Origin of the sequence: Pseudomonas sp. ESBL9 (assembly GCF_036668715.1) — a bacterium.
Lineage (GTDB): Bacteria > Pseudomonadota > Gammaproteobacteria > Pseudomonadales > Pseudomonadaceae > Aquipseudomonas > Aquipseudomonas lundensis.
On record NZ_JAZEVV010000007.1, the window covers coordinates 147548 to 170934 of the forward strand.

The 23387-nt window shown below is 61.2% G+C and carries 20 protein-coding genes; 7 read left to right on the forward strand and 13 right to left on the reverse strand.

What is annotated here, in order from left to right; translation table 11 throughout:
- The first annotated feature begins 100 nt into the window (after window positions 1-100).
- Window positions 101-2536: a TonB-dependent siderophore receptor gene (locus V6F78_RS19165; RefSeq protein WP_332728017.1), complete on the forward strand. Its 2436-nt coding sequence runs from the start codon at window positions 101-103 to the stop codon at window positions 2534-2536.
- Window positions 2537-2540: 4 nt separating this feature from the next.
- Here V6F78_RS19165 and V6F78_RS19170 read toward each other — a convergent pair whose 3' ends face one another.
- On the reverse strand, window positions 2541-3416 hold the full coding sequence (locus V6F78_RS19170) for a helix-turn-helix domain-containing protein (RefSeq protein WP_047292395.1): 876 nt from the start codon (window positions 3414-3416) through the stop codon (window positions 2541-2543).
- A gap of 134 nt (window positions 3417-3550) precedes the next feature.
- Here V6F78_RS19170 and V6F78_RS19175 point away from each other — a divergent pair, with 134 nt between their 5' ends.
- A complete protein-coding gene (locus V6F78_RS19175) occupies window positions 3551-4447 on the forward strand; it encodes a DMT family transporter (RefSeq protein WP_332728010.1) in 897 nt (298 codons plus the stop codon).
- Window positions 4448-4459: 12 nt separating this feature from the next.
- On the opposite strand, the gene V6F78_RS19180 is transcribed toward V6F78_RS19175, so the two are convergent.
- Both V6F78_RS19180 and V6F78_RS19185 read right to left on the reverse strand, forming a co-directional pair.
- On the reverse strand, window positions 4460-5449 hold the full coding sequence (locus V6F78_RS19180; RefSeq protein WP_070415063.1) for a 2-hydroxyacid dehydrogenase: 990 nt from the start codon (window positions 5447-5449) through the stop codon (window positions 4460-4462).
- Between the two features lie 126 nt (window positions 5450-5575).
- The gene (locus V6F78_RS19185; RefSeq protein WP_047292348.1) at window positions 5576-6508 is read right to left on the reverse strand and encodes a LysR family transcriptional regulator; all 933 of its coding nucleotides are present in this window, start codon (window positions 6506-6508) and stop codon (window positions 5576-5578) included.
- Between the two features lie 215 nt (window positions 6509-6723).
- Between V6F78_RS19185 and V6F78_RS19190 the strand changes: the two genes are divergently transcribed.
- From V6F78_RS19190 to V6F78_RS19205, 4 genes are read left to right on the forward strand one after another with little or no spacing between them, the layout of a single operon-like run.
- Window positions 6724-8235 carry an efflux transporter outer membrane subunit gene (locus V6F78_RS19190; protein WP_193076978.1) on the forward strand — a complete coding sequence of 504 codons (1512 nt, stop codon included), beginning with the start codon at window positions 6724-6726 and terminating at the stop codon, window positions 8233-8235.
- Between the two features lie 58 nt (window positions 8236-8293).
- Window positions 8294-10480, forward strand: coding sequence for an FUSC family protein (locus V6F78_RS19195; protein ID WP_047292352.1), 2187 nt, complete (start codon window positions 8294-8296; stop codon window positions 10478-10480).
- Entirely contained in the window at window positions 10470-10670 is a 201-nt protein-coding gene (locus tag V6F78_RS19200) for a DUF1656 domain-containing protein (protein ID WP_016781859.1), read from the forward strand. The genes V6F78_RS19195 and V6F78_RS19200 overlap by 11 nt, the downstream gene beginning before the upstream one ends.
- 10 nt (window positions 10671-10680) lie before the next feature.
- Entirely contained in the window at window positions 10681-11559 is an 879-nt protein-coding gene (locus tag V6F78_RS19205; RefSeq protein ID WP_047292354.1) for an efflux RND transporter periplasmic adaptor subunit, read from the forward strand.
- 53 nt (window positions 11560-11612) lie between these two features.
- Here V6F78_RS19205 and V6F78_RS19210 read toward each other — a convergent pair whose 3' ends face one another.
- Complete coding sequence (locus tag V6F78_RS19210) at window positions 11613-12008, reverse strand: DUF4440 domain-containing protein (RefSeq protein ID WP_094990524.1); 396 nt, start codon at window positions 12006-12008, stop codon at window positions 11613-11615.
- Between the two features lie 14 nt (window positions 12009-12022).
- Window positions 12023-13225 (reverse strand): MFS transporter, encoded by a 1203-nt coding sequence (locus V6F78_RS19215; RefSeq protein ID WP_047292358.1) that lies wholly within the window; start codon window positions 13223-13225, stop codon window positions 12023-12025.
- Window positions 13226-13334: 109 nt separating this feature from the next.
- Here V6F78_RS19215 and V6F78_RS19220 point away from each other — a divergent pair, with 109 nt between their 5' ends.
- On the forward strand, window positions 13335-14243 hold the full coding sequence (locus tag V6F78_RS19220) for a LysR family transcriptional regulator (RefSeq protein ID WP_332728011.1): 909 nt from the start codon (window positions 13335-13337) through the stop codon (window positions 14241-14243).
- Here V6F78_RS19220 and V6F78_RS19225 read toward each other — a convergent pair.
- The 8 genes from V6F78_RS19225 to V6F78_RS19260 form a co-directional block, all read right to left on the reverse strand.
- Window positions 14200-15033 carry an SDR family oxidoreductase gene (locus V6F78_RS19225; protein ID WP_332728012.1) on the reverse strand — a complete coding sequence of 278 codons (834 nt, stop codon included), beginning with the start codon at window positions 15031-15033 and terminating at the stop codon, window positions 14200-14202. The genes V6F78_RS19220 and V6F78_RS19225 overlap by 44 nt on opposite strands.
- A 30-nt stretch (window positions 15034-15063) precedes the next feature.
- Window positions 15064-15528 (reverse strand): hypothetical protein, encoded by a 465-nt coding sequence (locus tag V6F78_RS19230; RefSeq protein ID WP_047273431.1) that lies wholly within the window; start codon window positions 15526-15528, stop codon window positions 15064-15066.
- 177 nt (window positions 15529-15705) lie between these two features.
- Entirely contained in the window at window positions 15706-17157 is a 1452-nt protein-coding gene (locus V6F78_RS19235) for a mannose-1-phosphate guanylyltransferase/mannose-6-phosphate isomerase (RefSeq protein ID WP_047273432.1), read from the reverse strand.
- Window positions 17158-17235: 78 nt separating this feature from the next.
- Window positions 17236-17892, reverse strand: coding sequence for an alginate O-acetyltransferase AlgF (locus V6F78_RS19240; protein WP_047273463.1), 657 nt, complete (start codon window positions 17890-17892; stop codon window positions 17236-17238).
- A 31-nt stretch (window positions 17893-17923) separates the two neighbouring features.
- On the reverse strand, window positions 17924-19102 hold the full coding sequence (locus tag V6F78_RS19245; RefSeq protein WP_332728013.1) for an alginate O-acetyltransferase: 1179 nt from the start codon (window positions 19100-19102) through the stop codon (window positions 17924-17926).
- A gap of 12 nt (window positions 19103-19114) precedes the next feature.
- Complete coding sequence (locus tag V6F78_RS19250; protein ID WP_047275500.1) at window positions 19115-20665, reverse strand: MBOAT family O-acyltransferase; 1551 nt, start codon at window positions 20663-20665, stop codon at window positions 19115-19117.
- Between the two features lie 151 nt (window positions 20666-20816).
- The gene (locus V6F78_RS19255; protein ID WP_047292366.1) at window positions 20817-21935 is read right to left on the reverse strand and encodes a mannuronate-specific alginate lyase; all 1119 of its coding nucleotides are present in this window, start codon (window positions 21933-21935) and stop codon (window positions 20817-20819) included.
- An 8-nt stretch (window positions 21936-21943) separates the two neighbouring features.
- The gene (locus tag V6F78_RS19260) at window positions 21944-23377 is read right to left on the reverse strand and encodes an alginate O-acetyltransferase (RefSeq protein WP_048375618.1); all 1434 of its coding nucleotides are present in this window, start codon (window positions 23375-23377) and stop codon (window positions 21944-21946) included.
- Window positions 23378-23387 lie beyond the last annotated feature (10 nt).

Consider the following 23387-nt stretch of genomic DNA (forward strand, 5'->3'; position numbering starts at 1 on the left):
TTTCTGTCCGGGGGTGAGGTAAACCCCGCGCCCATCCGTGTAGTGCTTGAAAATGCGAAAAATTCGCATTACGTAACAGGTCGGTACACAGGTCATGAGCATGAAGTCCCAGGCAAGGTCAGCGCATCGCGGTTCGATTACACAGGGGTTGGGCGCTTCGGCGCTGTTGATGGTCGGTCTGGCCTTAACCCCATTGAGTGTGGCCAACGCGGCTGACACCCCGGTGCAGCACAGCGCGACGCAATTTGCGTTCAACCTGCCCGCAGAACCCTTGCCGCAAGCCTTGAATGACTTCAGCCGCGTGACCGGCCTGAGCGTGGTGTACACCGACGAAGCGCCCTATGGCCTGCAAGCGCCCGCCATCAACGGCCGCATGAGTGCCGAGCAGGCGCTGCAACAATTGCTCGCCCAGTCGGGCTTCAATGCGCGTCGCACCGACGCCAATACCTTCGCCCTTGAGCCTGCGCCCACGGCCGGGGCCTTGAATCTGGGGGCGACCAGCATCACGTCGCTGGCCATGGACGACTCCAGTTACCAGCCGCCAGCCGTGACCTCGGTCATGCGCGGGCAGGGCGACAGCATGGAGATCCCGCAAACCGTCAACGTGGTGGCCGCGCAGGTGATCCGCGACCAGGCGCCGCGCAATCTGGATGACGCGCTGAACAACATAAGCGGTATCACCCAGGGCAACACGCTGGGCAGCACTCAGGACTCGGTGATGAAACGCGGGTTTGGCGACAATCGCGACGGCTCGATCATGCGCGACGGCATGCCGCTGGTGCAGGGCCGGGCGCTCAATGCCACGGCTGAGCGGGTCGAAGTGCTCAAGGGCCCGGCGTCGTTGCTGTATGGCATTCAAGACCCCGGCGGTGTGGTCAACGTGGTGAGCAAAAAGCCGCAACTGGCGCAGTTCAACGCGCTGACCGTGCGCGGCTCGACCTACGGTTCGGGCAAAAACGGCAGCGGCGGCCGTTTTGACAGCACCGGCGCACTGGGCGAGTCGGGGCTGGCGTATCGGATGATCGTTGACCACGAAGACGAAGATTACTGGCGCAATTTCGGCACTCACCGTGAAACGCTGATCGCGCCTTCGCTGGCGTGGTATGGGGACACCACGCAGGTGTTGCTGGCGTACGAGCACCGCGAATTCCTGTCGCCGTTTGACCGTGGAACGGCCATCAACCCGGCCACCAACCACCCGTTGGACATCCCCGCCACCCGCCGTCTGGATGAGCCTTTCAACAACATGGAAGGGCGCTCGGACCTGTACCGGCTGGAAGTCGACCACACCCTCAACGACAACTGGAGCGCCCATGTTGGCTACAGCTGGAACCGCGAAACCTACGACGCCAGTCAGGTGCGGGTCACGGCGGTTAACCCGAAGACCGGTACGCTGACGCGCAAAATGGACGGCACCCAGGGCGCAATCACCACCGACCGCTTTGCCACGGTCAGCCTGCAAGGCAAGGTGCAGGCGGCGGGCATGCAGCACGATCTGGTAGCCGGGCTGGACGACGAGTACCGCAAAATTTATCGCGCCGACCTGATCCGCCAGAACAGCCAGTACCCTTTCAGCTACCTCAACCCGGTATACGGCAAGGAGGTGGCGGGCACTACCGTCAGCGACAGCGACAGCAATCAGACCGATTTGCTGCGCAGCGACTCGCTGTTCCTGCAGGACTCGATTCACCTCACCGATCAATGGATTTTCGTCGCGGGCGGGCGCTTCCAGAAATACGACCAACTGGCAGGCAAGGGTCGCCCCTTCACCGCCAACACCGACACCAACGGCCAGACCTGGGTTCCGCGTGCCGGGCTGGTGTACCGCTACACCGATGAGCTGTCGTTTTATGGCAGCTATACCGAGTCGTTCAAACCCAACTCCACCATTGCCCCGCTGACCGGTGGCGTGGTGCTGGACTCGGCCATAGCCCCCGAACAGGCCAAGTCCTGGGAAGTGGGCGCCAAACTGGACATGCCGGGGCGCATCACGGGCACGCTGGCGCTGTATGACATCAAAAAACGCAACGTACTGGTGTCTACCACCGTGGGCGACGACACGGTGTATTCGGCGGCGGGCGAAGTCAGCTCGCGCGGGTTGGAACTGGACGTCAGTGGCCAGCTCAGCGAGCAGTGGAGCCTGATCGGCAGCTATGCCTACACCGATGCGCAAGTGACCAAGGACCCGATCTACAAGGGCATGCGCCTGCAAAACGTGGCGAAAAACAGTGGCTCGTTGTCGGCGGTGTATGACTTTGGCACGGTCGTGGGCGGCGATAAATTGCGCGTGGGGGCGGGTGCCCGGTATGTGGGCGAGCGAGCCGGGGATGCGCTCAATGACTTTGACCTGCCCGGTTACACCGTGGCCGATGCCTTCGCCACTTACGACACCCGGGTCGAAGGGCAAAAGGTCACACTGCAACTCAACCTCAAAAATCTGTTCGACCGCACCTACTACACCTCGGCAGCCAGCCGCACCTTCGTCTCCATGGGGGATTCTCGGCAAGTCTCGGTGGCGAGCACGCTGGAATTTTGAGCCGTCAGGGCCTGAACGCCGCGCGGTATTCGCCCGGCGTCGCGCCCAGGGTTTGCCTGAACCGGTTGGTGAAGTGACTGGCGCTGGCAAAACCGCAGGCCAGTGCGATCTCGCCCAACGCCAGTGAACTGTGGCGCAACAACTCCCGCGCCCGGTTCAGGCGTCTGGCCAAGACGTATTGATGCGGCGCCAGACCAAAACTTTCGCGAAACATCCGGGCGAAGTGATAGGGCGACAACGCGCACTGCGCCGCCAGTTGGCCGATGCTCAATGGCTCGGCCAGTTGCTGCTCGATGGTCTCGACCAACTGCCGACGCTGATACGCCGCCAACCCGCCTTTCAGTGGCAATCCGTCGCGTTTGCCGACCTGACTGAGCACGGCATGATCGAGCAATTCATTGGCCAGGCTGCTGGTGAGCAGGCGCTCGCCCGGTTCGGCCCAGTTGAGTTTCAACAATTGATGAAAGCGCCGGGTCTGCTGTGCGTCGTCCAGGAACGTGAACTCGCGCAGTTGCAGGGTGCGCGGTTCTTTATCCAGCAAATGAATGCAGCCCAGCGCGAATTGCTCCTGACTCACGTACACGTGGGCCAGGCGAATCGCGCCATTAATCACCCAGGCCGACGCATGCTCGGCGGGCAATACGCAGAGTTTGCCCGGCGCGCCTTTGGTGCCCGGTTGTTCCCGGCGAAACGTGCCGGTGCCGCCCGAGATGTAGCACGACAACGTGTGGTGGGTCGGGGCTTGGTAGTCCCGGGCGTCGTGATGGTTGCTCCAAAGGGCTGCGGCCATGCCGTCACCGAGCTCGGCACTGTGCTCAAGGCGAGCATTGGGCGAGCGGCTCATGGATTGAAACACTTGCAGGGTATCGAAAGCAGGCATGGTCAGTTCTCCAACGTTTTGCATCCTACTCCTGCGTGTGCGCACTGCCAGCCCTGCGCCCAACAAAAGCGCAAGAATCTGCAAGTGCGCCCACGGGCGCGGATTCACACTGGGTCCACCTTCAGGAGCGCGCCATGAACCTATCGTTATATGTGTTGACCGTGTTGATTTGGGGCACCACCTGGATCGCCCTCAAGTTGCAACTGGGTGTGGTGGCGATTGCGGTGTCCATCGTGTATCGCTTTGGGCTGGCGGCACTGGTGCTGTTTGCGCTGTTGTTGCTCAGCCGCACATTGCAGGTCATGAACCGGCGCGGGCACCTGATTTGCCTGGCTCAGGGGCTGTGCCTGTTTTGCGTGAACTTCATGTGTTTTTTAACCGCCAGCCAATGGGTGACCACCGGTTTGATCGCGGTGGTGTTTTCCACCGCCACGCTGTGGAACGCGTTGAACGCGCGGATCTTCTTCAAGCAGAAAATCGCCCGCAACGTGCTGCTGGGCGGTGGTTTGGGGTTGACCGGACTGGGCTTTCTGTTCTGGCCCGAGGTGAGTGCACACACCGCAACCCCTGAGACGATGTTGGGCCTGGGGTTGGCCTTGCTGGGTACGATGTGTTTTTCGGCAGGCAACTTGCTGTCGAGCCTGCAACAAAAGGCCGGCCTCAAACCCCTGACCACCAACGCCTGGGGCATGCTGTATGGCGCCAGCCTGCTGGCGCTGTACTGCGTGATAAGGGGCATCCCGTTCGACATGGAATGGAACACCCGTTATATCGGCTCGTTGCTGTACCTGGTGCTCCCCGGATCGGTGATCGGCTTTACCGCGTACTTGACGCTGGTGGGGCGCATGGGCCCGGAACGCGCCGCCTATTGCACGGTGCTGTTCCCATTGGTGGCGCTCAACGTGTCGGCCTTCGCCGAGGGGTATCAGTGGACAGCACCGGCCTTGATGGGGCTGGTGCTGGTGATGCTTGGCAACGTGCTGGTGTTTCGCAATCCCGCCCGGCCGGTGTTGCAGGCCAAAGTGGCTTGAGGTTGCCCGGCGTCAGCCTTTGAACACCTGCGGGTTGACCAGATCCTGCGGCCGCTCGCCGAGCAGCGCGCTGCGCAAGTTAGCCAGCGCGCGCTCGGCCATGGCTTCGCGGGTTTCATGGGTCGCGGAGCCGATATGGGGCAGGGTGACGGCGTTCTTGAGCTGAAACAGGGGCGAGTCGCTGAGCGGCTCTTTTTCGTACACATCCAGCCCGGCCCCGCGAATCGTGCCATGTTGCAGGGCTTGGACCAGCGCAGCTTCGTCCACCACGGGGCCACGGGAAATATTCACTAAAATGGCGCTGGGCTTCATCAGCTTCAACTCACGCTGACCGATCAGGTGACGGGTGTTCTCGCTCAACGGCACCACCAGGCACACGAAGTCAGCTTCGGCCAGCAACTGCTCAAGGCTGCGGTATTGCGCGCCCAGCTCGTGCTCAAGGTCGGTCTTGCGGCTGTTGCCGCTGTAGAGGATCGGCATGTTGAACCCCAAACGGCCCCGGCGTGCCACCGCCGCGCCGATATTGCCCAGGCCGACGATGCCCAGCGTTTTGCCATGCACATCGCACCCGAACAGCGCAGGCGGCACACTGGCCTGCCATTGACCGGCTTTGGTCCAGGCGTCCAGTTCTGCGACACGCCGGGCGCTGCTCATGATCAGCGCGAAGGCCAAGTCCGCCGTGCTTTCGGTGAGCACGTCCGGGGTGTTAGTGAGCATGATCCCGCGTTCGTTGAAGTAGTCGACGTCGTAATTGTCGTAACCCACTGAGACGCTGGACACCACTTCCAACTGCGTGGCGTTTTCCAGCTGCTGGCGGCCCAATTTGCGCCCGACGCCGATCAAACCGTGGGCGTGGGGCAGGGCCTGATTGAACTGTTCATTGATGTCGCCCAGCTTGGGGTTGGGCGCGATGACGTTGAAGTCCTGTTGCAGGCGCTCGATCATCTCGGGGGTGACGCGGCTGAAGGCGAGAACGGTTTTCTTTGTGCTGGAAAGGCTCATCGGAACAAGGCTCATCGGCTGGCGGGAATGTGAGCACGCTAACATTCATGGCCGAAGATTGCAGCGTTTCAAGCCCTTCCCGATCCTCCCTCGCGGGGGAGAAGATCAGGAGGGGCTGGCTGCGGGTCAGCTGTACGTCGCCAACTCTGTCTGATGCGCGGTCAAAATTTCCGGCAGCGAGCCGCGCAGGTATTCCACCCAGGTTTTGATCTTCGCATCCAGGTACTGGCGCGACGGGTAGATGGCGTACAGGTTCAGCTCCTGCGAGCGGTATTGGGGCAGCATGCGCACCAGGGTGCCGTTGCGCAGGCCGTCGATGGCCGCATACACCGGTAACACGCCCACCCCCATGCCACTGGTGATCGCGGTTTTCATCGCGTCAGCCGAGTTGACCAAAAACGGCGAGGTATTAATCAGCACCATTTCCTGGCCATCAGGACCGTCGAACACCCATTTATCCAGCGGAATGACCGGGCTGACCAGCCGCAGACAGGCGTGGTTGAGCAGGTCGCTGGGTTTAGTCGCGGTGCCGTTGGCTTTCACGTAGCCCGGCGAGGCACACACAATGCTGTAGGTAATGCCCAGGCGCTGGGACACAAACCCCGAATCCGGCAGCTCGCTGGCCAGCACGATGGACACGTCATAGCCTTCGTTGAGCAAGTCCGGGACGCGGTTGGCCAGGGTCAGGTCGAAGGTCACGTCCGGGTGGGTCTTGCGATAACGCGCAATGGCATCGATCACAAAATGCTGGCCGATGCCGGTCATGGTGTGCACTTTCAATTGCCCGGCAGGGCGCGAGTGGGCGTCGCTGGCCTCGGCTTCGGCTTCTTCAACATAGTTCAGGATTTGCTCGCAGCGCAGCAAGTAGCGTTTACCGGCTTCGGTCAGGGCGATGCGTCGGGTGGTGCGGTTCAGTAAGCGGGTTTGCAGGTGGGCCTCAAGGTTCGAGACCGCGCGCGACACGTTAGCGGTAGTGGTATCCAGCATGGCGGCTGCAGCCGTAAAACTTCCGGCGTCAGCCACGCAACTGAACGCGCGCATGTTTTGCAAGGTGTCCATGGGGTGCTCTCAGAGGGCAATAAAAGGGACAACAACGTAGACAGCAACAAATTGTGACATGAAGTTTCAGTGTTTACCGAGGCTTATGCATTCGACCAACGGATTATCCTGATAACGGTAATAAAGATTCACAGTTATGCCAGCTTATCGTTGCGTGTGCCAAGCCATAGACTTATCCGACTCAGCCTTCTCCCCTCATGCAGGAATTTGCAGCAGTGCCGCGTCGCATCAGCAGAGAGCTTAAAGCCCTCAGTGTTCTGGCTTTAACGTTAGCATTAAACGGCTGTATCGGTTTCGGTGGCATCGGCCCCAAAAGCCAGATGATGTCCGCCAATACCCTGGCCACGGACGAAGCGATTCAAGACGCCGCTAAAGACGCAAACTGGCCCAAGGCCCAGTGGTGGCACGCCTATGGCGACCCCCAACTGGATGCCTGGATCAGCCTCGCGGTGCAGGGCAGCCCCACCATGGCCATGGCCGCCGCCCGTGTGCGTCAGGCCAAAGCCATGGCGGGTGTGGCCGAGTCTGCCGAGTCGCTGCAAATCAATGGTGAATCGACGCTCAAACGTCATAACTGGCCGTCCGACCCCTTCTATGGGCCGGGCGCCCTGGATAACGCCACCACCTGGGACAACAACGCGGCCCTGGGCTTCAGTTTTGCCCTCGACCTGTGGGGCCGCGAAAGCAATGCCACCGAACAGGCCGTGGACATGGCGCACATGAGTGCCGCCGAAGCCCGCCAGGCCCAGCTCGAATTGCAGAACAACGTGATCCGCGCCTACATCCAGTTGTCGCTGCATTACGCCCAGCTCGACATCATCGAGTCGACCCTGCACCAGCAGGAGCAAATTCTCGACCTGGCGCAAAAACGCCTGGATGGCGGCATCGGCACGCATTTTGAAGTGAGTCAGGCGCAAGCCCCGCTGCCGGAGATTCACCGTCAGATCGATGCGCAGGAAGAAGAAATTGCCTTGACCCGAAACCAGTTGGCCGCATTGGCCGGTAAAGGTCCGGGCGAGGGCGCCCGATTGAAACGCCCGACACTGGCATTGGGCACCGCCCTCAAATTGCCGTCTGCCTTGCCTGCCGAGTTGCTCGGCCAACGGCCTGACGTGGTCGCCAGCCGTTGGGAAGTCGCCGCTCAAGCACGCGGCATTGACGTCGCCCATGCCGGTTTTTACCCCAACGTCGATCTGGTGGGCAGCATCGGTTTCATGGCCACCGGCGGCGGGGCGTTGGAGTTCCTGACCGGTAAAAAGCTCACTTACAACGTGGGCCCGGCCATCACGTTACCGATCTTCGATGGTGGCCGATTGCGCTCCGAATTGGGGGTGGCTTCAGGCGGGTATGACATGGCCGTGGCCAAGTACAACCAGACCCTGGTCACTGCGCTCAAGGGCATTTCCGATCAACTGATCAAACGTGAGTCGATGGAAAAACAACAAGCATTCGCCGCCGAGTCGGTTGAAGCGGCGCAGAAAACCTACGACATCGCCATGGTCGCCTTCCAGCGCGGCCTGACCGACTACCTCAACGTGCTCAACGCACAAACCCTGCTGTTCAAACAGCAGCAGATTCAGCAGCAGGTTCAGGCCGCGCGCCTGAGTGCCCATGCCGAGCTGGTGACGGCGCTGGGTGGCGGCCTGGGGGCGGGCAACGACGTGCCCAAGGACGACCGCTATGTCCCGGACAAACCGCCAGCGGTGATGGCGATTTTCAACCATTGATCTTCGTCCGCCTTTCATGACTTCCAAACCCCTGATGGCTAACGCTGAGAGCCTATAGATGAACCATTTGCCCGCCCCGGTACGCTGGCTGTATTCGCTGGAATGGCGCCGAGGCTTTTTTGACTGGGCACGCAGCGATGGCGTGACCTGGGTGCATATCTTCAAAGTACTGGTCGCGGCGTTTCTGACCCTGTGGCTGGCCATGCGCCTGGAGTTGCCGCAGCCGCGTACCGCGATGATCACCGTGTTCATCGTGATGCAACCGCAGAGCGGTCAAGTGTTCGCCAAAAGCTTTTATCGCTTTTTGGGCACCCTGACCGGGTCGGCCGTGATGGTGGCGCTGATCGCGCTGTTCGCGCAAAACACCGCCTTGTTTCTCGGCGCCATGGCGATCTGGGTCGGCATTTGCTCGGCCGGTGCCGCGCGCTGCCGTAACTTCCGCGCCTATGGCTTTGTACTGGCCGGGTACACCGCCGCGATGGTGGGCTTGCCCGCGCTTGCGCACCCCGATGGCGCGTTCATGGCCGCCGTGTGGCGGGTGCTGGAAATCTCGCTCGGCATCCTCTGCTCCACCGTGATCAGTGCCGCGATCTTGCCGAAAACCGCAGGCACGGCGATGCACAACGCCTTGTACCAGCGCTTCGGTGTGTTCGCCGGATTCGTGGCCCAGGGCTTGCGCGGCCAGTCGACCCAGGAAGACTACGAAGCCAGCAACGTGCGTTTCATTGGCGAAAGTGTCGGGCTCGAAGGCATGCGCAGCGTGACCGTCTTCGAAGACCCGCACATGCGCCGCCGCAGCGGTCGCCTCAGCCGCCTGAACAGCGAGTTCATGGCCATCACCACGCGCTTCAATGCGCTGCACCAATTGCTGGCCCGTCTGCGCAGCCGTGGCGTGGTGCAAGTGGTGGGCGCCATTGAGCCGGAGCTGGAGCTGCTGGCGCAGTTGCTCGACACCTACAGCGGCCGTTCGCTGACCGACAAGGACGCCGCCGTGCTGGCCGAACAACTGGCGGCGTTCAAGGCCGGTTTGCCGGAGCACGTGCGCAACCTGCGGGTCCAGTTTCTGGAAACCGACCCCAGCCCTGCGGACTTTCTGGACTTCAACACCGCTTATGAGCTGTTGTACCGGTTTGTCGACGACATGCTCAGCTACGCACTGACCCACGCTTCGCTGGCCGATCACACCCACGAGCGCGAGCGCTGGGATCAGCCGTTCATCTCGCAAACCAACTGGTGGTCGGCGGCGGCCTCGGGCATACGGGCCTCGTTCATTCTGGTGGTGCTGGGCACGTACTGGGTGATGACGGCCTGGCCCAGCGGCGCCACCATGACCCTGATTGCCGCTGCCACGGTGGGCCTCTCGGCGGCGACGCCCAACCCCAAACGCATGGCTTTTCAAATGGCCTGCGGGACGTTCATCGGTGCGGTGGTGGGTTTTTTCGAGATGTTCTTCGTGCTGCCCCACATCGACGGTTTCCCGTTGCTGTGCCTGGTGCTGACCCCGGTGATCATGCTCGGCTCATTCCTGACATCGCGTGCCAATTACGCCGGGGTCGGGCTGGGGTTGTTGATCTTTTTCAGCACCGGCTCAGTGCCCGACAACCTGACCGTTTACAACCCGTACCAGTTCATCAACGACTACATCGCCATGGTCATCGGCATGCTGGTCTGCGCCGCTGCTGGCGCAATCATCCTGCCGCCTAACAGCCGCTGGTTATGGAGCCGTCTGGAGCAAGACCTGCGCGAGCAAGTGGTGTACGCCATCAGCGGCAAGTTGAAAGGCTTGAGCTCCAGCCTCGAAAGCCGCACCCGCGACCTGATGAATCAGGCCTACGGTCTGGCCGCCGGTCAGCCGCAGGTGCAACGCACCTTGTTGCGCTGGATGTTCGTGGTGCTGGAAGTGGGCCACGCGATTATCGAATTGCGCAAAGAACAAGCGATTTTGCCGATTCACCCGGCCTACGCCGAATCTCAGCCCTGGCGCCAGGCGATCCGCGTCATGGGCCGGGCCTTGGTGCGCCTGTTTATCAGCCCCGGCGAAAGCAACCTGGAACGCGCCCTGATCGCCGTGGACCACGCCATCAGCCGGGTGCAGGCCACCGACGAACCGTTTGCCCGCAACTTCGACACCTCGGCGTTGGTCCGGGTGCAAAGCTACCTGCACTTCATTCGTACCTCACTGCTGGATCCGCAATCGCCGCTGGCCGCCTACGCGCAGCCGCAAGGACTTGAACATGCCTCGTGAAATCGCCTTCCACGGCGTCTATATGCCCACCATGACCCTGATGTTTTTTATCGCGGCGGGGTTGGCGTGGGGCTTTGACCGACTGTTTTCCGGCTACGACCTGTACCGCTTCTTCTGGCACCCGGCGCTGCTGCGCCTGAGCCTGTTTGCTTGTCTTTTTGGCGCCATGGCGCTCACTGTTTACCGTTGAGACCGATCCGATGAAAAAGTTCTTCAGCCTGCTTGCCACCTTGCTGGTTTTGGCCCTTGCAATATGGATCGGCCGAACCCTGTGGGTGCATTACATGAACACCCCCTGGACCCGCGACGGCCGCGTGCGCGCCGACATCATCAACGTCGCGGCGGACGTCAACGGTTACGTGGTCAACGTGCCGGTCAAGGACAACCAGTTGGTGAAAAAGGGCGACGTGTTGCTGGAAATCGACCCCGAGCACTACGAAATTGCCGTCAAACAGGCCCAGTCGCTGGTGGCTTCGCGCAAGGCCACCTGGGAGATGCGCAAGCTCAACGCCCATCGCCGGGCGGACATGGACAACCTGGTGATCTCAAAAGAAAACCGTGACGACGCCACCAACATCGCGGACTCGGCCCTGGCCGATTACCAGCACGCGCTGGCCCAGCTCGATGCCGCGCTGCTGAACCTCAAACGCACCAAAGTACTGGCCACGGTCGATGGTTACGTCACCAACCTGAATGTGCACCGGGGCGACTACGCCCGGGTCGGTGACCCGAAAATGGCGGTGGTCGATAAAGACTCGTTCTGGGTGTATGGCTTCTTCGAAGAAACCAAACTGCCGCACATCCGCGTGGGCGATAAAGCCGAGCTGCAAATGATGAGTGGCGAAGTGCTCAAAGGTCACGTCGAGAGCATTTCGCGCGGCATCTACGACCGGGACAACCCCGAAAGCCGCGAGCTGGTGGCCGATGTCAACCCGACATTCAACTGGGTGCGTCTGGCCCAGCGGGTGCCCGTGCGTATCCACCTCGACGAAATCCCCGAGGGGTTCCTGCTCGCTGCCGGCACCACCTGTACCGTGATCGTGCAACAGGATGACGTGGACACGCATCCCGAGCACTAAGGGGCTGTGTGCCTACCACCTGTAGCCAGCGACGCGGGTTGCCATGACGCGGGTTAACCCGCGACAAACGTCTCATGCAGATGACGCCACAGCAACGTGCCGTGAGCGTCTTGCTCAAACACAGCGGTGGCCCGCCGATCGGTTCGGTTGCCGTTGTGTTCTTCCTGCACTTCGCGGTAACCGATGACTGCCCCCCCTGCGTACAAGGCGATGCCTTGAAATTCGCTGAGGGTGATGACCAGCCCCGGGCGTGCCCCGCGCAACTGTTCAAACAGGGCTTCCATGCTGCTTAAATTGAGCGTATTGCCGCTGGGCGTGATCATCGAAAACTGTGCTGAGAAGCGGGCCAGCAACGTGGGCAGTACGCCCGGTTCCAGCCCGCAAAACCAGCCTTCAATCTCGACGTGGGTTTCTTGGACCAGGACGAAGTAGCGCGAGTAGTCAGTCATCACATTCTCTTGAGTCAGGGCGCCAGCAAGGCCAGCACGCGTGGAGTATTGAGGCGTAAAGCGGGAATGAGCGGCACCAGCGTCATGCCAGCGCCGATGGCAAAGCATAGGGCAAAGGCGTGGGACGTCGAGGTGATGCTGCTCAAGGCACTGAACAGGCCCATCATCAGCGCTGGGCCCAGCAAAAAGCTCAACTGCCGGTTGAGGTTCCAGAGCGCGCTGGCGGGTGCCATGTGTTCAGCGGGTACGTCAATGAAGGCGGTGTTCTGTGCTGTGCTGCTGCACAGGCTGGCGCCAAACCCCATCAGCGCGTAAAGCGCCATGGGCAACCAGAGGGGGCCGTCCTGCAGCTGGATCAACAAGGCGATGCCGAGTGCCTGCGCGCTCATGCCTGCCAGCAACAAGGGTTTGGGCCCCCACCGATTGAACCGGTAGCGGCTCAGGGCAATACCCAGTGCGGACGCCAGCGCCCAGGGCAGCATCAGCGCACCGGTCTGTGCCGGGCCGTAACCCAACTGATGCACATACAAAATGCTCACCAGCTGTGTGCCAATGAAAATCCCCGGAATGCACAGGTACGTCAGCATCGCGACGCGCAGCAGCGGGCTTTTGAGCAGGTGCGCCAGGGTCGCCAGCCGCACCGGCGCGGGCCGTGCCGATTGAGTGACGGGCCGGACCCAGCACTGCGTCAGTATCAGTGCAATCAGCGCCAGCGGCAGGTTGGCATAAAACACCCAGCGCCATGACGTGGCCTCTACCACCCAGCCGCCCAGTACCGGTGACAGGGCCGGCACCATCAGGGCCACCAGCAGGATGACCGATGTCAGCCGCGCCCGCTCATGGGGGCGAAATTCGCGATACACCATGGCTTGCCCCACCGGGATCAACAACCCGCCGCCCAGCCCTTGCAGCAGGCGCCAGCCGATCAGCGTTTCAATCGAGGTCGCTTGCGCCACCCCCCAGGTCGCCGTCGTAAACACCCCCAGTGAAATCAGCAGCAGGCGCTTTTCGCCCACCACGGCTGCCAGCCACACACTGGGCAGAATAATCAGGGTCAGGCCCAACATGTAGGCATTACCGATCCAGGCCAGTTGCGATACCGATGCCTGCAGATCCACACCGATTTGCGGGTAGGCAATCGACACGGCAAACATGTTCACCAGATCCAGCGCAAAGCTCAGCAGGTACACCGCGGCGATTTTAGTGCGATAGGCCATGACCGCCTCCTTGATCCGAGGCCGCACAGTAGGCGTCTTTTACGGCTGGAGGAACGGCGTATGCGCTGCTAGATTGTCAAAATAATTTTGACAATAGGTGGCATTTGGCGTGGTCAGTCTCGATCGTTTCGACACTTTCAAAGCCGTGGTGGAAGCTGGTTCCCTGACCGCGGCGGCTGATTTGCTGGGGCAGACTCGGGCCGTGGTCAGCTTCACCATCAAGCACCTAGAGGCTGAACTGGGCGTCACCTTGCTCACCCGCAACACGCGGCGGCTGGCGCTGACAGAAGCGGGCGAACGTTTTTATGTGCGCTGTTTGAGCATGCTGGAAGCGGCGCAACTGGCCATCGACGAAGCCCGTGGCGAACACACCGGGCTCAAGGGCACGCTGCGCGTGACCACCACGGTGGAGTATGCGCTGGCCAAAGTGGTGCCTGCGCTGGAAGTGTTTGGCGCGTTGCACCCCGATCTCACGGTGCACCTGTCGACGTCATCGACCCACGCTGACCTGATCTCCGAGCGCTTCGATGTGGCCCTGCGCCTGGGCCGCATCCTCGACTCCAGCCACCGCGCCGTGCAATTGAGTACCTTCGAGATTTTACCGGTGGCGTCACCGGGGTTCGTGCGGACTCAGCCGCCCATCGACAGCGTGCGGGCACTGGAACACACCCCGTGGCTGGCGCATGGTCGGGTGGGGGAATTGAATGTGACGGAACGCAGCACGGGTGCGGTTCGGCCCTACGCGCCCGACCCCGACAAGGTGCGCCTCAAGGCCGATCACGCCTCGGTGCTGCGGGCATTTGCACTGAGCGGGCAGGGCGTGGCGATTCTGCCCGACTGGTTGATTGACGATGACTTGCGAAGCGGCCGCTTGGTGCACGTGTTGCCGCAGTGGCAGTTCACCCCTCAAGGCGTGTATGCGTTGTACCCCGACACCCGCCACTTACCCCTCAAGGTGCGGGCGTTTATCGACTTTATGAAAAACCGCGAGGCGGTTTCAGACCGAAACGTTTCATAAGGATGTTTTGCAGCAGCCAGCGCGGCATCAATGCGGCCAGCAGCGGCAGGGCGCGGCTGCCGTTGCCGTAACGCAACAAGGCCGGTGGCCGGGGCTTGCGGCTGGCCTTGAAAACCACCTGCGCCAATGCCGCGACCGGGGTCGGGTTGTCTTGCGATGCCGTGGCGCGGGCGCGAATCCCCTCACGCATCGGCCACCAGGGCGAGTCCTCGGCGATCAACACTTCAGCGCAGGCGCTGGCGTTTTTTGCAAAGTGGGTGTCGATGGCGCCGGGCTGCACTTCCATCACCCGCACCCCCAGCGGTGCGAGTTCCATGCGCATGGCCTCGCTCAAGGCGTGCACGGCCGCTTTCGACGCGCAGTACGCCCCGGCAAACGGCGTGACCAGCACCCCTGAAACGCTGCCGATATTGACCACCAGCCCGCGGTTGCTGCGCAACGGCTCCAGCAGGGATTGGGTCATGCCCACAATCGAGAACACATTGGTTTCAAATTGCAATTGCAGTGCCTCAACACCACCGTCGAGCACGGGGCCCATGGCGCCATAGCCGGCGTTGTTGATTAACACATCCAGGCCTTGGCCGTGCTGCTTGATGCGCTTGCTCAGCCGGTCGACATCAAGGCTGTCGTTGACATCCAGTTGCACAGCGACAAAGCCATCGGCCTTTAATTGCGTCACATCGGCCGTTTTGCGGGCCGTGGCCCACACCTCATAACCGGCGTGTTTATAGGCATCCGCCAGGGCGCGGCCAATGCCGCTGGAACAGCCAGTGATTAAAACGAGGGGCATCAAGACGTCCTTGAGAGCGGCTAAAAAAGATCAGTTGGAAAAACTGCCTTGCAGGCGTTCAGCCCGAAATTCCAGGGTTTGCGCACGGTAACCGGCACGCAACGGCGGCAAGGGCAAGCAATCGTGCCACACCGCGCCTGCTTGCAGTTCACCCGGCCCACGGTAACGCGGGGCAGTGTAGAGGTTGTCGGCCAGGTTGACCGTATCGCCCGGCGCATAAGCCGCCACGCGCCAGCCCAGTTCAAGCAAGGGCACATCGTTGCCATTACGCAGGGTCAGGCTCAGGGGACGGTCGGCCGGGCACTGCTCGGGCGCATACACCATGCGCAGTTCCAGGCGGGCCAATTGTTGGGCTTCACGGTGATCGAGCCAGGCGACCGAAGCGGCCACCACCGCCAGCCCCGCCACGGCTGCCAGTGAAACCGGCAAGGCTTTGGACGGGTAGCGCAGCAGCAGGACCAACCAGGTGATGATCAGTAGAACGCCGATAAGCATGACGCTCGCCTCGCAGAGAGTGGAGGGACATCCTACTGAAGCTTAGGTGGGAATGGCGAATCAGACAGGTAAATGACCGTTTCACAAAGCCGTTGCCACAGGCTGCGTCAGGCAGTACAGCGGTGCCTGAACGCAGCCCTGGGCACGGGCTACAGATGACGGGTGCAGGAGAGTGGCTTACTGCGCAATCGTCTTGACTGACACGCCACGTTCAACGGGCGTCGAGCGACCGTACACGTCTTCAAACCGCTCGATGTCGTCTTCACCCAAATAGCTGCCGGACTGCACTTCGATAATTTCCAGCGGGATTTTCCCCGGGTTGCGCAGGCGGTGTACCGAGGCAATCGGGATGTAGGTGGACTGGTTTTCGGTCAGCAGGAATACGTTTTCGTCACACGTTACTTCCGCTGTGCCCGATACCACAATCCAGTGTTCTGCGCGGTGGTGGTGCATTTGCAACGACAGGCAGGCCCCCGGCTTGACCGAGATGTGCTTGACCTGGAAGCGCCCGCCCATGTCCACCGAGTCGTACGAACCCCACGGACGATAAACTTCGCAGTGGTTCTGGGTTTCGCTGCGACCCTGTTCGTTCAGGGTGTTGACCATCTGTTTGACACCCTGAACCTTGTCTTTGTGGGCAATCATCATCGCGTCTTTGGTTTCCACCACCACGATGTTGTCCAGGCCGATCACCGATACCAGTTTGCCGTTGCCATGGATCATGCAGTTGGTGCTGTCCTGAATCACCACGTCGCCTTTGCTCACGTTGCCATTGGCGTCTTTCTCATTGACATCCCACAGCGACGACCAGCAGCCCACATCGCTCCAACCGGCCGTCAACGGCACGACGCAGGCGCGCTGGGTTTTTTCCATCACGGCGTAGTCAATCGAGTTGTCCGGGCAGCAGGCGAATGTGGCGTCGTCGATGTCCACGGTGTCGGCGTCTTGCTGGCTGCGTTCCAGGGTCAGCAGGCAGGTGTCGTAGATGTCCGGATCGTGTTTTTTCAGTTCCTCCAGAAAGCGGCTGGCGCGGAACATGAACATGCCGCTGTTCCAGAAATAGCCGCCACTTTTGACGAATTCGGCAGCCCGCTTGGCGTCGGGTTTTTCAACAAAGGAGGCAACACGGCTCACGCCTTCGGGCAGCAGGGCGTCGGCGGTGGACTTGATGTAGCCATAGCCGGTCTCAGGTTTGAGCGCAGGAACCCCAAACAGCACCATTTCGCCGCGTTCGGCAGCGACGGTGGCCAGCGCGAGGGCGCGTTGCAGGGCTTTCTGGTCTTCCAGCACGTGGTCGGCCGGCAGCACCAGCATCAACTCGTCGCGGCCTTCGTTAATCAGCATCATCGCGGTCAGGGCAACAGCGGGCGCCGTGTTGCGGCCGAATGGCTCCATCAGGATGCGTTGGGTGTCCAGCTGGCGAGCCGCCAACTGTTCGTTGACGATGAAACGGTGCTCCTTGTTGCACACCACAATCGGCGCGTCCATGCCTTCAAACACCAGGCGCTCAAGGGTTTGCTGAAACAGGGTCTGCTCGCCGGTCAGGGCCAGAAACTGCTTGGGGAACTGCTTGCGCGACAAAGGCCACAGACGCGAACCGCTACCACCTGAAAGAATTACCGGAATCATGTTGTCTCTCCAAAAACTGAAATAGTTGTGTCTGATGGCGCGAGGCTCGCTCGCGCCTGCACAGAGCAAAAAATTGAATTAACGGGTAGAAACCGGGCGCTTGACCCACGTCGGCGACACGCTGCTGCCGTTGCCGGTGACGTACAGCACCGCGGCTTCACCGCGTTCCAGGGCGACAGGCTTGAGGTCGCTGACTTTCTTGTCGCCCTCAAACAGCGCGAAGCTGACTTTCACCGGATTGATTTCACGTTCGCCACGGCCCTTGGCAGCCACGGCCTTGACCACGTCTGTCTTGCCGTCAGCGGTTTTGAGCGTCAGCGCCTTGTCCGTCAGGTTCTGTACGCGGACCAGGGATTTTTGCTTGTTCTTGAACGGCGGCTCTTCGATCAGTTGCGGTTGGCCGCTGCCGGTATTGACCAGGGTGTAGTAGTGGTCGGCGCTCAGTTTGACCGGCAGGTTGTGGCTGCCGACTTTGGCGCTGTAGTCACCTTGTGGCAGAAAGCTGAAATCGCTGCTGCCCTGTGCCGCAACGTCGTTGAGCGCGGTATTGCCAACGGTGGCGCTGACGGGCTGGTTGCTGGCGTTGAACATGCGCACAAAGCTGGAGCCCTTGGGCGCGGTCGGGCCGTAGAGGGCGGCATCGCCACCGGCCCAGGCGTGTAACGACAGCAGGCTCATGCCTGCGATCAAGGCAAATGATTTGGCGAGACGACGTGGAGCAGGTGTGAACGGCATGGTTTTAATAGTCATCAGTCGAACCTCTCTTTCAGTGTTGCGCCCGGTTGGGCGTCTCGGATTTCGGCGTGTTTTGTGCCAGTTGCGGTTGGCGTGCGCCCGCTTCTTTCAAGGTCGCGACCCACTGCGGGTCGGCATCACCGATCTCGTTGTCCACCGGCAGGTAACGCTCGGGGAACTCCCAAATCAGCACCTGTGGCGGTGTGTTCTTGAAGGCATCGCTTTTGAGGTAAGCGAGCATCGGCAGGATCGGACCGTGGCCGTCCTTGGAGTCGTTGATCACGTCGCTGCGCAGTGCCTGTTTCAGGGCGCCGACGAAGTTCCAGTTGGGGTTGGCGCTGTAGCTGGTACCCACCAGCGTGACGGGCACTTCGCTGTCAGCGAACAACGCGTCTTCGCTGTCTGCCTCGGCATTGGCCGCGCGGGTGCTGCGTTTTTCCAACGGCTCGGAAGGCGGCATCAGGTTGCTGAACAGCGGGTCCATGGGCAGGAAGCGCTCAAGGTCGCCATTGTGCTGTTCGGTTTTTTCGGCTTCGGTCACAAACGGTTGCGGTTCACCGCTCAGGGGGAACTGGCTGCCAATCGCAGCGGCCAGTTGCTGGGCCGCGACCTGTGCGCCATCGGGTGTCCAGTGCGTATCGGTGCGCAGGAAGACTTGCGCGCCGCCTTGTTTGGCCTGTTGCAGCGGGCCCAGCAAGTCGGGGGCAATGATCTGGCTGGCCGCCAGTTGCGCATGGAAGTCACGGTACAGATCGGCGTGAATGCTGGCAGGTCGCTCGTCACCCATGTGCTCGGGGTACAGGCGCACCTTGGACGGCACCACCGCCATTACCAGCTTCACCCCGTGGGCTTTCAAGGTGTGGCGCACGCCTTCGACCAGCGCGTAGTTGCCAGCCACGTTTTGCTCGGCGTTGGGCCACGGCTTGAACTCTTCATCGCTGAACAACCAGTGGTTGCGGCCCAGCACCACGCCGGGGCGGCCTTCATTGAACAGGGTGAAATCCAGCGCTGCCCACAGGTTGGTGCCCAACCGCTTGATCGGGAACTCGTCGTCATAGTGGGTCTCGACGGCTTTGCTCCAGCGACCGTTCAGCACGGTGGCGTCGTCGGTGGTGTTAAAGCCCATAAAGCTGCGCAATGAAATCAGCCCCAGGCCCAGCAGCAAGGCGCAGAAAAAGGCGACGTAGACGATGCGTAATGTTCGATTCATGGTCGGCTCCCCTTAGAACTGGAAGTACAGGAACGGCGAGAAGCTTTGCGCCGAGAGTTTGAGAATCGAGGCGATGAACAGCAGCACGATCAGGGTGCGCATTGCGTAGCGCGGCCAGTCGGCCACCCAGAACGCCGGTTGCACGCTGGCTTCTGTGCCCACGGTGTAGCCCGGCAGGTGCAGGCTGCCGGGGGCGTCGCCCGGTACGGCTTTGATCAAGCCCGGTTGCGCGGTGGCCGGGCCATCGGCCTCGGTTTTGCGCGGGGCGTTGGGCGTGCTGTACAAGTCGCGCAGGCCGAAGAACGCCAGCGTCAGGTAAGCCACCACCAGCGTGGCGACTTGCAGGCCGGTGAGGTTGGCGCGGTTGAGTTCCGACAGCGACCATTCCCCGAAGCTGAACATGGCGCCGTACATGCGACCGGCCACGTGCAGGTTTTCGGCCCGGAAGATCACCCAACCCATGACCACCAGCAGGAAGGTCAGCGCCCAGCGGATCGGGTTCAGCGCACGCGGCGTGGTGTTGATGCCCAGCGCTTTTTCAATCGCCAGCCACATGCCGTGCCAGGCGCCCCACACGATGTAGGTGATGTTTGCGCCATGCCACAGACCGCCCAGCAACATGGTCAGGAACAGGTTGCGGTAGGTGATGAGCGTGCCTTTGCGGTTGCCGCCCAGGGTGATGTAGAGGTAGTCACGCAGCCAGGTGGAGAGGCTGATGTGCCAGCGACGCCAGAACTCGGTGATCGACTGACTGATGTACGGCTGTTTGAAGTTCTCCATGAAGCGGAAACCCATCATCAAGCCCAGGCCGATGGCCATGTCGCTGTAGCCCGAAAAGTCGAAATACAGTTGCGCGGTGTAGGCCAGCGCGCCGAGCCAGGCATCGCCGGTGGTCGGGTTCTGCAAGGCGAAGCAATGATCGGCCACCACCGCCAGCGTGTCGGCGATAAAGACTTTTTTGATGAAACCCTGCATGAACCGCGTGGCGCCCTCGCTGAACTTGTCGAGGGTGTGGGTGCGGTTGTTGAACTGGTCGGCCAGGTCGCGAAAGCGCAGCACGGGCCCGGCGATCAAGTGCGGGAAGATGGCAACAAAAGCCGCGAAATCGATCAGGTTGCGGGTGGCCGGGGTGTCGCCGCGGTACACGTCGATGATGTAGCTGATGGACTCGAAGATGTAGAACGAGATGCCGATCGGCAACAGCACGTGGGTGAGGATAAACGGGTCGAGCCCGACCGAACCCATCATCGCGTTGATGCTGTCGACGCCGAAATTGGCGTACTTGAAGTAGCCCAGAATCCCCAGGTCAATGACCACACCCAGCAACAGCCAGCGTTGCGCGGGTTTGGTGCGTACCCCGGCGGCACCGACCTTGAGGCCGATCCAGTAGTTCCAGACGGTGACCCCGATGAACAGGGCCAGAAAGTCCACTCGCCACCAGGCATAGAACACGTAGCTGGCGACCAGCAGCAACAGGTTGCGATAGCGTTGCCCGCTCAAGTAATACAGGCCGAGGAACACCGGCAAAAATAAAAACAGGAACACATTGGATGAAAAAACCATCCTGACCTCTCCGTGTGGACCAACAGTAAAGGGCTCAGCCCCCCCAAACCCCCCCGTGAAAAAATGGGGAGGGTGCATGTGTTTCGTTCAGGGGTGGGTGTCGTTCGATCGACCCTCACCCCAACCCTCTCCCAGAGGGAGAGGGCCGCTTTCAGCCTTTTTCGTGCGCCGGGTCGTAGACCTTGGTCAGGTCCCCGCCCAGACGAAAGGTTTTGAACGGCTGCATCCCGCGCTTCATCTCAATCACCTCGGGCGCACAGGTGTAGAGCGTGCAAAACGGCTCCAGCCAGGCGAATTTGGCGTCAACCTTCAAATCGGTCATGTCCGGCGCCTTGCCGTTTTTGGCTTCAAACGACTGCGGGTCTCTCACGCCGCTGAGCACGCGTTCGCCCAAGCGTTTGAGCGCCGCGTTGTTTTCGTTGCGCAGGTCCACGCCATTGACCAGCGCGAAACTGGCGATCATCGCCAGCGGCGGCAGGGCGTAGTTGTGGTAGGCGAGGGCGCGTTGCTGGCGCTTGAGTTCGTTGGGCAAAAAGCCTTGGGCGTCGACCTGGTTGGCGCCGACCTTGAACTCTTTCACCGACCAGTCGAACAGGTCGCGGCGATTGGTGGCGATGGACGTGGCCATCACCGACCAGGCGGCCCAGTACGAATGGTTGTTGGTTTTAGCCAGCGGCAGGTTGTCCCAATCGCTGACCACCTGTTCGGCCATTTTGCTGAACCAGGCTTCGATTTCTTTGGCCTGCTGCGGATGCTGCGCCAGCGGTTGCGATTCGGAGAACTTCAGGCGCAGGTACGACGACGCCATGCTGCCCAAGGCCCATTTGCGCATCGACTTGCCGGTGTGGTTGAACGCTTTGCTCATCAACGCATCGGCCTGCGCCCAGGCGGTCAACCAGCCGAGGGTGCATTCCAGTTGCTCCGGGCGGCCATCACGCATGAACTGCATCACCCGCTTGCTGGTGCCGCGCTCAAGGGTGGTGATGCCGGAGGTCGCGTCGCGAAATGCTTTTTCCGAGACCACGTTAAGCGTTGAACGTGCTTTGTCCGAGCCTTCGTACTTGCTGCGAAATTCCAGCTTGTCGGTGTACGGCTTGGGCATCGCGTCGCAGTCGTTTTTGAAATCGCCGGTTTTGAACGCTTCGACCGGGGCGTAATAGCCCTGGGGCGGGCGCAAGGGCGCGGCGGCGTGGGCAGTGCTGGCAAACATTGCCAGCCCCAGCAAGGTGGGCGCCAGCAGAGTGCGCAGGTTGATCGGTGCAGTGGGCATCAGAAACCTCATCGTCCGGCCTGCGCGTTCAACGGCGCAGAGTGGGAGAAAACGTTGCGTTTGCAGATTTTGGCGTCGACTTTCTGTGCGTCGCCCGCGTCTTCCGGGCCCTGAATCTCAATGGCCAGCAGGTTCTGGCTGGCCCAGTCTTCATCGGTACGCAGTTCAAAGGCGAAACGCCCGTCTGTGTCGGATGTGGTCGGTTTGTCGATCTTCAGATCTTCATGGCGACCGTTCATGTACCAGAGCGTGGCTTGCAGGGTTTTCACCGACGGGTCGGCGAAGCGGATGTCGATTTGGTGGTTGGCGTTGCGCAGGTCTTTGTTGGTGCTGTTGACCAGCATCTGGTTCTTGCCCGGCTTGAGGGTGGCGCTGCTGCTCATCAACGCCGGTTTGCCTTCGCAACCGTTGTCGAGCAGGGCCATCATCTGGCGGTAGATGGTTTCCTGATCCAGGCGATACAGCGGCGAAAACTCCCAAATCAGCACCTTGGGCGGGGTTTTCTGAAACTCGTCACTGCCCAGGTACTGCAACATCGACCCTTCCAGGCCACCGCCGGGGAAGGCCACGTTCAGCACGTCGGCGCCGATGTATTGCTCCAGGAACCCGGCAAAGTTGTAGTTCTTGCCGCTGTGGCTGGTGCCCACCAGGGTAATTTGCGGGTTGGCATCGTCGCTGAACAAGTCGCCGTCCGCCGCTTCGCCTTTGGGTTCGGTACTGAACTGGTCCATGTACTGCACGGCATAACTGGTGCCGCAGAGCTGCCCGGCCATGTTGTGCAGGGTGCCGGTCTTGCCCATGCGCCCGGTGATTTTGGTTTCGAATTCACGTTGCGGAATGTCGGCAAAGCCGGGGATTTTTTTCACGGTGTCGGCCACGATTTTTGCCGTGCGCTCGGCCCCGTACGGCGTCCAGTGCTGGTCACCGCGGAAGTAAAAGTCGTGGGCTTGTTGCTCATTGGTCAGGGGCGACAGGTCAGGCACGTAATAGCCCATTTTGGCGAAGCGCCCGAGCATGGCCTGGTAGTTTTTCAGCGCGGTGTCGTAGTCGAATGAATCGCGCTCGGCCGGCATCAATTTGTTGCGATTGACCAGCCCGCGGGTCGGTTGATACACCACCACCAGCTCCACGCCCTTGCTCTTGAAGGCGTCGTGCAGCTGTTGCATGCGTTTGTAACCGGCCGGTGTGGTGTCGAACTCGGTGCGCAGGTCTTCCTGGGTACGGAACAGCCAGTCGCCCTGGGCCTGAACCAGCGTGGTGAAGTTCTGCTGATAGCGCGTGGTGTAGTTTTTCGCATCGTGGGCGGCAGGGCACAGGTTGCAGCACGCCTCGGCCGTGAAGGCGGGCGCCTGAACCTCTTCGGCCTGCACACCGGCGGCTGCGCCGAGGATGGCGGCAGTCAGGCCCGACAGGCTCAAAATCTTGATCAGATGGAGGGGCATAACAGTCATC